The 12,751-nt window shown below is 58.0% G+C and carries 22 protein-coding genes; 9 read left to right on the top strand and 13 right to left on the bottom strand.

The window, feature by feature from the left end; genetic code table 11:
* The first annotated feature begins 10 nt into the window (after positions 1–10).
* Positions 11–310 carry a hypothetical protein gene (locus ACSOSP_RS12445; RefSeq protein ID WP_455307019.1) on the top strand — a complete coding sequence of 100 codons (300 nt, stop codon included), beginning with the start codon at positions 11–13 and terminating at the stop codon, positions 308–310.
* Positions 311–400: 90 nt separating this feature from the next.
* On the opposite strand, the gene ACSOSP_RS12440 is transcribed toward ACSOSP_RS12445, so the two are convergent.
* From ACSOSP_RS12440 to ACSOSP_RS12420, 5 genes are all read right to left on the bottom strand, one after another.
* The gene (locus ACSOSP_RS12440) at positions 401–868 is read right to left on the bottom strand and encodes a hypothetical protein (protein WP_455307017.1); all 468 of its coding nucleotides are present in this window, start codon (positions 866–868) and stop codon (positions 401–403) included.
* Between the two features lie 30 nt (positions 869–898).
* Positions 899–1,117, bottom strand: coding sequence for a hypothetical protein (locus ACSOSP_RS12435; RefSeq protein WP_455307015.1), 219 nt, complete (start codon positions 1,115–1,117; stop codon positions 899–901).
* Positions 1,118–1,177: 60 nt separating this feature from the next.
* A complete protein-coding gene (locus ACSOSP_RS12430; protein ID WP_455307013.1) occupies positions 1,178–2,053 on the bottom strand; it encodes a hypothetical protein in 876 nt (291 codons plus the stop codon).
* A 178-nt stretch (positions 2,054–2,231) separates the two neighbouring features.
* Positions 2,232–2,444: a hypothetical protein gene (locus ACSOSP_RS12425; RefSeq protein ID WP_455307011.1), complete on the bottom strand. Its 213-nt coding sequence runs from the start codon at positions 2,442–2,444 to the stop codon at positions 2,232–2,234.
* Positions 2,445–2,583: 139 nt separating this feature from the next.
* On the bottom strand, positions 2,584–3,015 hold the full coding sequence (locus ACSOSP_RS12420) for a hypothetical protein (RefSeq protein WP_455307009.1): 432 nt from the start codon (positions 3,013–3,015) through the stop codon (positions 2,584–2,586).
* Between the two features lie 194 nt (positions 3,016–3,209).
* Here ACSOSP_RS12420 and ACSOSP_RS12415 point away from each other — a divergent pair, with 194 nt between their 5' ends.
* Positions 3,210–3,668, top strand: a complete 459-nt coding sequence (locus tag ACSOSP_RS12415; protein WP_455307007.1) for an HAD domain-containing protein — start codon at positions 3,210–3,212, stop codon at positions 3,666–3,668.
* Here the strand turns inward: ACSOSP_RS12415 and ACSOSP_RS12410 are convergent.
* The 7 genes from ACSOSP_RS12410 to ACSOSP_RS12380 all read right to left on the bottom strand — a co-directional run bounded on the left by ACSOSP_RS12410 (position 3,665) and on the right by ACSOSP_RS12380 (position 6,885).
* Positions 3,665–4,069 (bottom strand): hypothetical protein, encoded by a 405-nt coding sequence (locus ACSOSP_RS12410; protein ID WP_455307005.1) that lies wholly within the window; start codon positions 4,067–4,069, stop codon positions 3,665–3,667. The genes ACSOSP_RS12415 and ACSOSP_RS12410 overlap by 4 nt on opposite strands.
* Complete coding sequence (locus ACSOSP_RS12405; RefSeq protein ID WP_455307003.1) at positions 4,069–4,341, bottom strand: type II toxin-antitoxin system Phd/YefM family antitoxin; 273 nt, start codon at positions 4,339–4,341, stop codon at positions 4,069–4,071. The genes ACSOSP_RS12410 and ACSOSP_RS12405 overlap by 1 nt, the downstream gene beginning before the upstream one ends.
* A gap of 41 nt (positions 4,342–4,382) precedes the next feature.
* Positions 4,383–4,703 carry an MbcA/ParS/Xre antitoxin family protein gene (locus ACSOSP_RS12400; protein ID WP_455307001.1) on the bottom strand — a complete coding sequence of 107 codons (321 nt, stop codon included), beginning with the start codon at positions 4,701–4,703 and terminating at the stop codon, positions 4,383–4,385.
* A gap of 482 nt (positions 4,704–5,185) precedes the next feature.
* Positions 5,186–5,473, bottom strand: coding sequence for a hypothetical protein (locus ACSOSP_RS12395; protein ID WP_455306999.1), 288 nt, complete (start codon positions 5,471–5,473; stop codon positions 5,186–5,188).
* Positions 5,428–5,709, bottom strand: coding sequence for a hypothetical protein (locus tag ACSOSP_RS12390; RefSeq protein ID WP_455306997.1), 282 nt, complete (start codon positions 5,707–5,709; stop codon positions 5,428–5,430). The genes ACSOSP_RS12395 and ACSOSP_RS12390 overlap by 46 nt, the downstream gene beginning before the upstream one ends.
* A gap of 272 nt (positions 5,710–5,981) precedes the next feature.
* A complete protein-coding gene (locus ACSOSP_RS12385) occupies positions 5,982–6,392 on the bottom strand; it encodes a DUF29 domain-containing protein (RefSeq protein WP_455306995.1) in 411 nt (136 codons plus the stop codon).
* Between the two features lie 145 nt (positions 6,393–6,537).
* Positions 6,538–6,885, bottom strand: coding sequence for an HVO_A0114 family putative DNA-binding protein (locus tag ACSOSP_RS12380; protein ID WP_455306993.1), 348 nt, complete (start codon positions 6,883–6,885; stop codon positions 6,538–6,540).
* Positions 6,886–7,092: 207 nt separating this feature from the next.
* On the opposite strand from ACSOSP_RS12380, the gene ACSOSP_RS12375 reads away from it, so the two are divergent.
* From ACSOSP_RS12375 to tnpC, 7 genes are all read left to right on the top strand, one after another.
* Entirely contained in the window at positions 7,093–7,404 is a 312-nt protein-coding gene (locus ACSOSP_RS12375) for a hypothetical protein (RefSeq protein ID WP_455306991.1), read from the top strand.
* Positions 7,379–7,777 (top strand): hypothetical protein, encoded by a 399-nt coding sequence (locus tag ACSOSP_RS12370; RefSeq protein WP_455306989.1) that lies wholly within the window; start codon positions 7,379–7,381, stop codon positions 7,775–7,777. The genes ACSOSP_RS12375 and ACSOSP_RS12370 overlap by 26 nt, the downstream gene beginning before the upstream one ends.
* A gap of 18 nt (positions 7,778–7,795) precedes the next feature.
* A complete protein-coding gene (locus tag ACSOSP_RS12365; RefSeq protein WP_455306987.1) occupies positions 7,796–8,074 on the top strand; it encodes a type II toxin-antitoxin system RelE/ParE family toxin in 279 nt (92 codons plus the stop codon).
* Between the two features lie 142 nt (positions 8,075–8,216).
* Positions 8,217–8,981, top strand: coding sequence for a cell filamentation protein Fic (locus tag ACSOSP_RS12360; RefSeq protein WP_455306985.1), 765 nt, complete (start codon positions 8,217–8,219; stop codon positions 8,979–8,981).
* A 323-nt stretch (positions 8,982–9,304) separates the two neighbouring features.
* Positions 9,305–9,700 (top strand): transposase, encoded by a 396-nt coding sequence (locus tag ACSOSP_RS12355; RefSeq protein ID WP_455306983.1) that lies wholly within the window; start codon positions 9,305–9,307, stop codon positions 9,698–9,700.
* Complete coding sequence (gene tnpB, locus ACSOSP_RS12350) at positions 9,697–10,032, top strand: IS66 family insertion sequence element accessory protein TnpB (protein WP_408501606.1); 336 nt, start codon at positions 9,697–9,699, stop codon at positions 10,030–10,032. The genes ACSOSP_RS12355 and tnpB overlap by 4 nt, the downstream gene beginning before the upstream one ends.
* Positions 10,033–10,090: 58 nt before the next feature.
* Entirely contained in the window at positions 10,091–11,623 is a 1,533-nt protein-coding gene (gene tnpC, locus ACSOSP_RS12345) for an IS66 family transposase (protein ID WP_455306981.1), read from the top strand.
* Between the two features lie 548 nt (positions 11,624–12,171).
* Here tnpC and ACSOSP_RS12340 read toward each other — a convergent pair.
* Positions 12,172–12,621, bottom strand: a complete 450-nt coding sequence (locus tag ACSOSP_RS12340; RefSeq protein ID WP_455306979.1) for a hypothetical protein — start codon at positions 12,619–12,621, stop codon at positions 12,172–12,174.
* Positions 12,622–12,751: the final 130 nt, after the last annotated feature.

The raw sequence follows: 12,751 nt of genomic DNA, 5'->3' as shown, positions 1-12,751 counted from the left end.
TCATCGTGCGATGTTGTTACCCAACAAGCGCTGTTATACGGAAAGCGATCGCCGTTTATATTTTCTCGTGGCGATGTCCTTGCTGCACGAACGCGCGTTCACAGACCGTCAGTTTCTACTTATCCGAACGGCTTTTTTGATCGTGCAGTTCAGCCCGCCCCATCGTCATCGAGCGCGTGATTGGATTGAGCGTTGCGAGCGCGAACATGACCAAATCGACGGCACCACGCTCGTGGTTGAAATCTTCGACGCGGCTTGTTCGTACGAAAGACCCGCCGTGGCGTCGAATGTCGTCAGCTGCGTGTCATAGTGCCCTTTCAAAGGCGTGCCGGTGTCGTCGTTCGCGATAGTCAACTGGCCCAAGAGTCGGGCCGCCTCTTCATCGCCATCTGGCAGCATTTCAATCGTGACTCTCAGCATGTTCGTCTCGCATTGCGTAATTGTTTGCACGGGCATCGGACAGAGCATGGTGGCGGCCGCCATGCTTGCGGTAATACATTTCCAGACGCTCGACATCGATCAAAGCGTTAACCTGTTGCGCAAGACAATTCGCCGGCAACTCGTCAATGAGATCGATCAGTAGTTCCCAGTCGCCACCATGATCAAAACTCAATATCAGCCCTTCCTTACGCGAAAACTGTTCGAGCCACCCGCGCAGCTCGATGGCCAGCGCATCTCGCTTGAAAATCCGGTCCGGATACTGGCCAAGCTGGGGCAAAACGGCCGCCCTGACAAATTCGCTGCATGCACGCATGTCAAAATCGGATCGCTCGCCGTAGAACTCGCGACCGTCCTCGGCCACCAACCCCACGCTGATGAGATCGCAATCGATGAAATCCGTAAATTCGGTGTCGACGAAAATGCGCATGAAATCCCCGGCCGAGATTCGCTCAGCCGATTAAAAGTCGGTTGAACGGTGGCGCACCTTCAACTGGCGTACCAACTCTTTTGGAATGAAGCGAACGGATTCTAGGGTGCGCCTGCCCGCGCGCAGGTCCTCGCGACACTGAGCCTGCCGACGCCGTTTCTCGGCCCAGCCTGACTCCTCCGTTTCTTCATTAATTACCGACTTCACTTCTTTGGAGTCGATGTCAACGTTTTCAGCATCATTTTCCATGATGTACTCACCGAAATAGAGGCAGCGCAATTACCCATTTTACGAGTGACGGGGGCGGAGTCAGTAGTCTTCCGAACGGCGGATGAATAGGCAATCGCGCACGAATTCTGGTGTGAAAAGGCTCATGGACTCGGGAGTGCGCTTGCCCGTGCGCACATCCTCCCGGCACTGTGCCTGCCTACGTCGCTTTTCTGCCCAACCCGATTCCTCCGTTTCTATGTCAGGCGGCCGGTCGGATGGGTCTCGCTGTTGGTCCAACTCAGCTAAGCGCTCATCAAGTACACCACCCATCCAAGATAAGAACCGCTCCCAAGCTTCCCACGTGAGGACCGCTCTCCCGTCCGTGCTGCGCAGGACTGCGGGAGCGCTCCACGGTTCTTCCGATTGGCCTAAAACATTGTTCTCCGGCGACGTCGACAGCCAGTCGCAAATTGATCCGATGAATTCGATCGGTATATGCAAGGCATGCAGGACGGGGACGTCATCTATGTAGTCCCTTGAAAGATTGATTGACGGGCGTTTCAACGAACAGCGTTCGACCACACCCACTGACTCCAGATCAGGCTCGGTCTCAGCCCGCAGTTGTGCGAGCAGCGCCGTCTTTGCTTCATTGTGAACGGAAGCCGATTTACTCGGGTCGCTTAAAAAGTTTCGAATTTCGGCATCGAGCGATCCCACAATCCATTCGACGAAGATCACCCACGTCGGCCAAGTGATCGCCACCTGCCCATATTCTTTGCGACGTAGCGCAAAGAACGGGGAGCCGACGTCAGTAAATCTCTCGGGTCGCAAGATCAACCAGCGCTGCAAGTCGTTGTCGCGCCACTCATAAGGGACATCGTCCAAATAAAGAACATCTTCACCGTTCAGCAGATGTGTCGGAATACCGCGAATGAGGCCGAACCGAAGTGCCTGATGCTTGTCTCTGAGCGCCATTGTGGAGACGTCCTGTGTGAGCCGCTCGCTGTCAACCGCCGTTTGAGCGACTATCTAGTTGGGATATCAGTAGGTCAATAAATTGCGCGCCGTGAGCGCCAAACGGTACCGCGATGGACAGCAAATTTCTCAGCTACGTGCTGCGGCACCAACCCGAAACAATCGGCCTTCAGCTCGATTAAGCGAGATGGGCGGATCTCGACACGTTGGTTGCTTGCTTGCGCTGTCCGAGCAGGCCATGTACTCGATCGCGAACTGATTCTGGCCACGCGCGCATATCGAAGTCAGATCGTTCACCGCAGAACTCGCGACCGTCATCCGCTATTAGCCCAATGCTGATGAGATCGCAATCGATGAAATCCGTAAAATCGGTGTCGACGAAAATGCGCATGAAGCCTCCCAATCCGAAGGATTGCTCGTTACCTTGTCAACGATCGTCGATCGGTGAGTCTCTCGGATACCGGGCGTCGTTGCAGCTTAGCGCAAGGCGAGCGAGCGCTCGCTCCTTCGGTTAGTGAGCTAATCAGCGCTTAACCGGGCGGAACGCAGTTGCCGCAGTTGACCGCGAAGTAACCGCTATGATCTGTGACCCTGCCAGATTTTCCGCAGAATTCGCAGGTCGTTTTGCCTTTCTTCTGGAGCGCGCAATAGATGTCCTCAAAGTTCGGAATCGAGCTGCGACCAGTCATGGCGATCCGCAACTCACCGAATTTAGATTTGACCATCGTCAGATCGGGGTAGTCGTCCGAGTTCGTCGGAATGTCGACAACAGCTTGCTCGAAGCTCGATAACGCCTCGTCGAGGAATGCAAACCAGCCATCGTCACATTCGAACGTGCCGTATCCCTGCCTACCTTGTTCCCGAAGGTAACGCAGCAAGCGAGGATGGCGCTCGAACAACGCGTGTTGGAATGACCGATTCATGTTGCGCCCGGTGGACGAGGCATGATGCTTTTTCAGCAACGCGGCCGGCGGTTAGGCACTATCAAGCTGACGATCGATAATAATCAATCGGCTGCGCGCGCGACAAGCTACGTTCTGGTAGGACATCGTCAATAATCAATAGTTTACGGAACAAATTTGGCGTCGCGAGCGATGTTCGAGTCGAACATCGTCTGCATTCAAATCATTACGGGAAAAGTTGGCTTCACGACAGCATGAAAACACTCTTTCTGGTCATCGACGGCGTACTGCATCCGACCACGGTAGGCGAGCTCGAATACGACGAGGCGGGCTCGAAAGTGACCGGTGCCGGCGTGTGCGCGCTCGAAGCGGAGCTAACGCGGCTCGTGGCCGGGAAAGACGTGGATATCGTCGTTCACAGCACGTGGATCTATATGTTCGACGCAGCCAAGCTGCAGGCTGACTACCTGCCGACACTCGGTGCGGTTGCCCGGATCCGGGCAACCAAGCGGCAGATCGAGAGTCGGTCGGCTCGCGTGATGGACTACGTTCGACGCATGCGATTGACACCGGACGATTATCTGATTCTGGACGATGCGCCCAAAGAATTCGCCGCGGTGCCGGCGCTTGCCGCGCGACTCGTTGTCTGCGACCCGACGCGCGGCATCGATGACCCGGACGTGCTGGCCAAGCTCAAAACCTTTCTCGGCTAGTTGCGCGTCGCGGCTGGTCCGCGCGCAAGCGCGAAGGCGGCGAATACCGCTTCGCGTTCGGCAGGCGTCAGAATTCCCGAGAACGGCGTCGACTGCCGCAAGCGCGTGGCGTGCTGATCATCGTTTTCGAGCACGGCGAGCAGTTGATCGATAGGACCGTCGAGCAGGTCGAGCCATTCGGCATGCGCGGAAGATTCAATGGGCACCCGGCTTTCAGCGTGCCATCGAGCGATGTTGGCGCGTGCGATGTCGACCACCGAAGCATCACGTCGAATCTTTTCGGCGACCAACTGATGAAGCGCCAAGCTGCGGGCATCAAGTCGCGCGTGATCACTGGACCATGACGCTGGCTCTTTCGTCTTAAGCAGGTCGTTTTGTGCTTGTGGAAGAATCGTGATCATTATTGCGGCTTGTAGTCCGCCAACGTTTTGCGAAATTCCTCCGCCGACACGCCCTTGTCTTCTTGCTTCTCACGTTGGCTGACGGCCAGCAAAGCGAGCAGCGCCCAGGTCTCTTCCTTTTCTTCGTAATCGCGCACGTCTTGAACCACGAACTTGGCTTCCCCGTTTTGGGTAATGATCAACGGGGTCCGGTCAGTTTCGAAGGTACGCACGACCTCGGCGGTATGGTTTTTCAGGTACGAAATCGGCATGATTTGGGAAGAAAACTTCATCGCATTTGCTCCTACACAGTGATGCCGAGCCATCGAGACACTCACGCGTACGCACCGCTTTGCATCATCGCAAGCAGCCGGGAAATCAACGCACGACCTTCGGCGGTAGCCATGTACTCGGCGGGGCGTTTGCCGCCCAACGCCGGAACTGAGCGCTCCATCCACGCAGCGAGCCACTGCCCCGCGTCAAAGCCCTCTGGGTTTCCCGACTCCGCCACCATCTTTTCGACCTGGCGCGCGAGATCCGCAAAGCTGTTTTCGTGCACTGTGCACGGCTTCATGGGCGTGCGGCCATTCGCGAGCGTATCTGACGGGTCAAACTGCACGAGCTGGTGGGCGAGTTTCGTTTTTTTGCGTGTCATTGCGGACTCTAATAAACAACGGGGTAGTCGTGGTCAGTGTAGCGAGTCTAAGCCGACAGGCAGACCCGCCATCGTTCATGCCGGCCGACACCACCAATTTTGAGCGAACGCTATCGATCCTTCGATCTGCAGCCCTGCCAGGACAAACCCATTCGTGCCCATGTGCGACGGCCGACAGTCATATAGGTCCGGCAGCAGCGCATCGTTGTCACCTTGCCCCCCGTGCGCGCGCTCGCCACGTCCGAATAACGCCCCAACACCGTCACGTTTTTGAGCGAAATGATGATGTTAGCCCGTACCGCTTCGGCCGAGCGGACTTGATGCTGGTCGAGGGCTTTGCCGTGAAAGCGCATTGATGTGACTTGAAAGAGCATTGCGGTCGCTCGAAAACACTGTATAAAAACAGTATATTCCAGCGCCATGCGACCGGACCACCGCACTGGGATCAAGCCGGGCAGCCATGCCATGCCGTGCCCGTTTATTCATCCGTACGGAAAACGTCCCTGCAGCCAGTCCGTCCAGTCCCACGCCCACGCGCAATCGTCCTCGCCCTCAATTAAGGGCGCAGCCGAGCCGCGCAGTGCAGCACGAAACGCGTCCTGCCACGGCGGCGGAATGTCGCTCAGCCGGATATAGCTCAGCCGGATATAGCTCGGGCGGGCATCGCGCACGGGCACGGCGCGGCATGTGCCCCTGCGTGCGATCGCTTCGGATTCCGCTTCGCTCAGGGTCGGTGCGCGGTGTCTCCGGTGGCCGCAGGCGATGTCCATCCTGTTTCATTGCGACGCCGTGCCATCCTTTGAGCGCAGCAGGCAAGTTTGTCGTGCGGTGCCTCAGGTAGGCGAAGCAGCACGGTCGGTGACTTCTCATCGATCATGCGCACGTCAACCTGGACGCCTGTCAGCTCGAGATAAACCACCTCACGCTCGAACAATTCCTTATAGAGACCCCATGACGGGTCACCGTTTTCACCCGTGTGAGACCCGATCCAGCTCTTTGTGCTCATAGCCCGCTCCTGTGCCGCCGCGTGCATATCTTCCACGGTAACGGGCCGCTGCGGTGCACCGATGATGCCCTTAAGGGCAGTGCCGCTTGAATTTGTCAGGCCGTTCTCCGGGCTGAGACAGCGCCACGTCTATCCCTAATCGCGCTCCTGCCGACGACGCGGTGCGCCTTCAATGCCCGGCCGAGTGCCGCCGAGATTGGCAAGCCGCCTTGCGGCCTCGCTGGCCGCGTCGACCTTACGTACTGCGTCATCGCCGAGACCCGGCCAGAAAGTTACAGCAAGGGCGAGTTTGCGGCTGTACGGGCATTCGTGCGGCAGGACCACGGCAGCGAGTCCGTGGTGTTGCAGGCGTTCTCCCGCGCAATGTCGCACGCCTTGGTGTATGTCTCGTGCCAGTTTTGGTCGAGACTCGGCGCGTCTTCGAGAAGGCGCGGAATCATGCTGCGCTCTTCCTGGATCGCGGTGTACCACATGGGCAATCGAAGGCCGTCCAGGTATTCGCAGTGCAGCAGGTTTTGCAGCAGTCGCGCAAGGCGCTCGACCAGTTCGCGTCGCAACGCACGCGCGATACTCTCCAGCTCTTCCGCGATGTTGTCGCGGTCCAGTTCCGTGACCTTGCCGGCGCGCAATCTGGCGGCCTGCTCTTCGGCCCAAAGCGCAAAGTCAGCGTTGTAGTCCGTCACGAATCAACAACCCCACTGCGACAATGAACGAACGGCCAGTGTAACGGGCACAGTCGCATGTTGCACTGCGTGAGAACGGTATGTTGGTCAATAGCGGCGCGCAGTGCTCGGGGCGACTGGTCCGGTGCGAGCGTTCGATATCAGATCAATTGCGCGTTGCAGTTAGCACAAAGTCGACGCGGACAGCGGCGTAGGGAATGACAATCGCGCCGTCGGCAGTCGGCGCCACGATGCCAGCATTGAGCAACGCTCGCACATCCCGATCGACTGCTTTAACGTCGCGCCGGACGCGTCGCGCAATCTCAGGGATCGATACAGGCCCTGCGGCCGTAATCGAGCTAACGATGTTCCAGCGCCGTTGTGTGAGGACTTGAAATAGCAGTTCAGCCGATTCGAATGTGATGTGCGGCCCTTGCGCCGTCCCTGCGAATGCATCCAAAAAACGATTGTTGACGGCCTCGCGCGATGCGACGCCAAGCGTGACAGTTTCCATGTTGATCTCCAGTGCCTCTTGGCAGTGTAGCGAAGCGAAACACGGCATCGGACGAGAACACCTTTTATGTCTACTCGCCCGCAGCGCCGCCTCCCGTATAAGCTCACCGTCCCCTGATCACCCTTCTGGTAAAAAGGCCACGTAATACTATATTGCGTGTTGCAAAATACATTACCTCGTGAATACATCATCTACTCTGACACGACCGTGAACGAAGGCAAACTCACCGACAAGGACCGCCGCGCGATGGACCGCGTGCTCGAACGCTTGCTCGATGCGTACAAGACCGGTCAGCTTAGTCGCGCGGCCGTGGGCGGCCTCGCTCACGTGATGGCCGCACGCGACGTGGGTAACACGGCCGCAGCGCTCAGCGGGTTCAATCAGGGAGGTGTCTCATATGTCGGCGACAGCCTTGAAAGGTACGGGAGCACCAATGATGCGTCGGGCAAGGTTTGTTCCGGCTCAGGCCAGTGCTGCGGTCAAGGCAGGCGGTGTGCTGTCCGCAATCCTGCCCGCTGAAAAAAAGTCTTTTTACGTCGAACTGGAAACGCGTGAAGCGGGCGTGGCCGAACTGGTGACCTCGAATGGCCGCGAACGCCGCACGTTCCGCGAACCGGGCGCGGCGCTCAATGTCGTGCGCGAGGTCGGCCTGGTCACCTGCCGCTTTGCGCTCGATGAATGGGACACGCATCCGCCGAAGGCCAAGGCATGGAGCCGACCCGACCAGTCGGCCGACATGAAGGCGCGGCACCAGCGCGCCGAGCACGCCGCTGCGTTCGAGACCGACATCCTGCAGGCGCTCGAAGATGCGGACGACCCGCGCGTGGAGAAGATCTCGCATGGCGGTGCAATGGCCAGGCTCGATGCCAAGGCCGCTGAGATCCAGAAGTAGGTCAAACGGAAGGCGTGCATGAGCGAGGTGGACGTTGTCCGGTTGCCCCGTGCCATCGCGCAGTTGTTGTCGATCATCGACTCCATCAGCGAGGACAGCACGAGCGCGGCCATCGACCTGGCGCTGACGATCCGCGCGGCGGCCGACACCCTCGCCACGGACCTGAACCGCTATCGGGCCGGACGCATCCCGAGCACGCGTGAACTCGTCGTAAAACACAACTACATTGTGGTCTATCGCGTCACTGAGCGCGTCGAGGTCCTGCGCGTGCGGCACGCACCCCAGCAGGATCGCTGATTTCGATCTCCACCCGCTGCATCCGGTGCACCATGTGTTGTCTAAAAAACAATTACGCGGTATTAAAAACGCTTACTTTTCGGTGCTTTGCCGAACAAATGCTTACGCATCCGATCCGACATCCGCACTATGGCTTGACGACATGACACTTTTTGATGCGCTTGGATTTCAGTGGGATCGGTCCGCTGTCCGAGCTGACGTACCGACCTACCCTGTACAGCACGTCTGTCTTCACTTTCACCGGAATCTCGCAGAATTCGTGTGGGATGCCGGCGTGCTCGAAGGCAACCCATTCACATTGCCAGCAGTCAAAGCGTTGCTGGCTGGCGTAACGGTCAGCGACCATAGTGCCTCCGACCAAGCGCAGATTCTTGCGCTCGCCGAAAGCAGCGAGCGTTTGCTGGCGCTGGTGCGCGCCGGAGCGTTTTCGCTTAGCAAGGCGATCTTCGTCGAACTGCACCGCATCGTGGCCTGCAACGAAGCGCTCGAATGGGGCGTGTTTCGAGGCGAGGGACAGGAGACGCACTTCACGCCCGACGTGTTGCTTGGCGAGCATGGGCGGCTCACTCCACTGCCGACTATCGCCGGCGGATCCAATCTGCAGGAGATCTTTGCTCAGGGTGTCGCGGCGCTGGACGAGCATGTCGACAGTCCTTTCGAGAAGGCCATTGCGTTCTTCCTGTTCGGGGCTTTGCAGCAATTCTTCTTTGATGGTAACAAGCGGACTTCCCGTCACATGATGAATGGGGTGTTGATGTCCCACGGCATTGACGCGATCAGCAACCCAGCCGCCCAAGCTGAGATATTCAATGAAAAGATGGTGCGCTTCTATCTGACCAAGGACGCCACCGAGATGCTGAAGTTCATAGCGGACTGCCATCCGCAGGCAGGGATCTCGCGGACCTAGCCTGCGGCCTTTGCCTTGTATCGGGGTTAAGGGCGCGAGCGGGCGTAGCCCGTGGCTCGTAGAGCCACCTTTGGCACACGCGCCGTCGCTCTCAGTCTTCTAAGCCCAGAATAACTATCCGAGCGTGACAGAAGCACGCGAACTGAACACCCGGTTGCAGGTGGGCGCCATTCACCAGCAAGCCTGCCAGCGGTCATACTTTTTGCCATTGAGGCGCTTGTGGCTGGCGATACCGAGGTTCGTAGGTAAGCACCCGGCAATCTCATCTGGTTTTCTATTCTTTGGCGTAAGAGCATACGTTTCCACGATCAGGAAGCGGACACGTGCACACTATTTCCCAAGACATTCCGACCGGGCGCACGCGGCGCACCTACAGCACCTCGTTTAAGTCAGAGCTTATCGAACAATGTCGCCAGGTTGGCGTCTCATGTTCAGCCGTGGCGATTTCGCATGGTCTGAACCCCAATGTGCTGCGGCGTTGGATTAAAGATGCCGCCGATTCCAGTGACGCTGCGCCGCCCGCACCCAAATCGGTTGTTGTCGACGTAAAGCCTGCCTTCGTCGCGTTGCCAATGACCGCGCCGATAGCTCAAGCGCCCGACGCGGCGCAAGCGAACGTGCGTATCGACATTCAGCGCAATGGCACAACCGTGTCAGTGCTGTGGCCGCAGCTTTGCTTGGGTGACAGCGCAGCTTGGGTTCGGGAGGTGCTGCGATGATCCGCATCGACGCCATTTGGCTTGCGACCGAGCCCCTCGATATGCGTGCCGGCGCTGATACCATCCTTGCTCGCGTGGTGAAGGTATTTGGGTCCGCACGGCCACATCATGCATATCTGTTTGCCAATCAGCGCTCGACGCGCATGAAGGTCCTGGTGTACGACGGTTTTGGCGTCTGGCTTGCCGCACGACGCTTGAACAAAGGTCATTTCGTTTGGGCCAATGGTCATAGTGATATTGCTGAGACGTTAAATCTCGAGCAACTGCGCGCACTCGTGATCGGGCTGCCCTGGCAGACGTTGGCGCACGACCACGTAATCGCGGTGGTATAGCAAATGACGTAAACAGTTTCGATTCCCCCGGCGTGCAGGTGCTGGCAAACTTGGGGGCATGAATTCACCCACTGATCTCGATGCCCTGAACCCCGATCAACTGCGCGCACTTGCGCGGCAGTTGATGACCCAGGTCGACGAGAAGACGCGTGAATCGCACTACCGCCAAACGCGCATTGACCAGCTCACCCATGAGCTCTCGGTCATCAAACGCCTGCAATTCGGCAGACGTAGCGAACAGTTCACTGCCGAGCAGTTGAGCCTGCTCGACGAAGCGATTGACGAGGATTTGGCAGCGCTTGAGGCCGAGTTGAATGAACTTCGTTCGGACGCCCCGCAGGAGAAGCCCCGCAAGCAGGCCAAACGCTTGCCGTTGCCGCCCCAGTTGCCGCGCACTGACATCCATCACGAGCCGACGGAGTTGAGCTGCCCCTGTGGCTGCCAACGCGTGCGCATCGGCGAGGATATCAGTGAGAAGCTCGACTACACTCCGGGCGTGTTCACTGTTGAGCGCCACATCCGTGGGAAGTGGGCATGTAAAGCGTGCGAGACGTTGATCCAGGCGCCGGTGCCACCGCATGTGATCGACAAAGGGATTCCGACGAATGGCTTGCTCGCGCAGGTGTTGGTTGCCAAATACGGCGACCACCTTCCTCTGTACCGGCAGGAACGCATCTTCGCCCGGGCTGGCCTAGCAATTCCACAATCGACGCTCGGCGGCTGGGTGGGCGTATGCGGTGTACGTTTGCAGCCCTTGGTCGACGCACTTCGCGAGGAACTGCTGCGCCACAGCGTCTTACATGCAGACGAAACACCGGTGCGGATGTTGAGCCCCGGCAAAGGGAAGACGCATAGCGCCTATTTATGGGCCTACACGTCGACTCAGTTTGCAGAGGTGCGCGCTGTCGTGTACGAGTTCGCCGACGGCAGATCTGGCGAACATGCCCGCGCCTTCTTGGGCAACTGGCGTGGCAAGCTGGTCGTCGACGATTACAGCGGCTATAAAGCAGGATTCAAACTGGGCATCACGGAAATTGGCTGCATGGCGCACGCGCGGAGAAAATTCTTCGATCTGCATGCGAGCAAGAAGAGCCAGATCGCCGAGCAGGCATTGAAATTCTTCGTGGCGCTTTACGACGTGGAGCGCGACGCTGCCGAGTTAGACCCTGAGCAACGACGAGCGATTCGTGAGGAGCGAGGCCGGCCAATTGCACAGGCGTTGCACGTCTGGATGCTCGCACAGCGCAAACTTGTCTCCGAGGGCTCGCCGATCGCCAAAGCACTGGACTACAACCTCAAGCGTTGGCAGGCGCTCACGCGCTATCTCGACGATCCTCACGTGCCCATCGATAACAATCGAATCGAGAATCTGATTAGACCTTGGGCAATCGGACGGGCGAACTGGTTATTTGCAGGTTCTCTACGCGCTGGTCAACGAGCCGCTGCCATCATGAGTCTGGTGCGTTCCGCACAGCTCAACGGGCACGACCCGTACGCATACTTAAAAGACGTCCTCACGCGGTTGCCGACACAGCGGGCCGATAAGATCGCCGAATTGCTTCCCCATAACTGGGTACCATCTGTACCCTGATTGAGCTCACCCCTGACTTTGCCGGGCGCTTACGTTCGTAGCTGACCCACACGACGAAGATCGACTGCGGAAGTTCTGCACAACGCCACACCGTTGGCCCGGGAGCGACATCGAACTTCCGAGATCGGCCATGAGGCGCCATTCATCCATGCCGTCGCTCGGACGTTCAGACGTCGGCTTCGCTCAGCAAACGGCCATTCGATTGAGGATGACGAACGTTGCTTCGTCGGCCCTTGCGGTCATCTGAGGATGAGCCGAACCGGGCGGCCACGAATGACCGCACCTGGAAGAGATTCGAGTGCGTCTCGGTGACCCAGGGGCGCGTTTTCAATCTGTTCAAAGCAAATTGAACCCTCACCGGTATTAGCGGGCTCGGGCATGAAATCGCCCGTTCGTCTTCAGACTGAGTCGCACAATTGCGCCTCACGCTGCGTACGCCAAATCGCCCAACCGGACGACCCGGGCACGATGCGATTGAACTCGTAGCTAATTGTCATCGTTTTGCACATAGCCTTCTGCTGCGCAAACCACCTTCGTTATCGGCGTTATCAGGATGGACGAATGACGATGGCCGGGCTAGGAAGCGTGTTGTTATTGTCCGGGTCGACCGTGTAGGCGTGGCGGTAGCATGAAAGGGTTCGCCCGTTTGTCTGAAACTCGACCAGATCGGGTCGTGGGGGAAACACAACCATGATGTCTTCCTTGTGCCCTCCATTAGACATCCCCTCAAAGACCATAAACACGAACTCATTTGGATTGATCCGGTTACCGTTTTCTATGAACCAAAGCTCAATGAAAAAGTTAACGTCATCGGTCCGGTTGTCCGCTAAGTGGGTATTCCATACCTCGACGTGACCGTCCGAGTACATGTCGAGATAGGAGCCAACATCCCAATCGCAGAAATTGTCACCGTAGTCATTTTCGAAGGCTACCCGACGCCAGATCGCGGGATTACCCGTGATATTCGTATCGGCGGAATGATGTTCGTTGTCACCCATGATAGACCTCCAGTTATTTGTAGCCACGGCTCTGCGACCGATGGTCAACTGAGTGTAGTGTCAGGGCGCTGGAATACAAGCTTTGGCCTAGTCGCGAAACGACGTCGGAAAGGCTGAACACGCTTGGGTG

The sequence above is a fragment of the Caballeronia sp. KNU42 genome, assembly GCF_053760385.1.
Note: the sequence above shows the minus strand (reverse complement) of the source record. Positions and strands in the feature narration are given on the sequence as shown.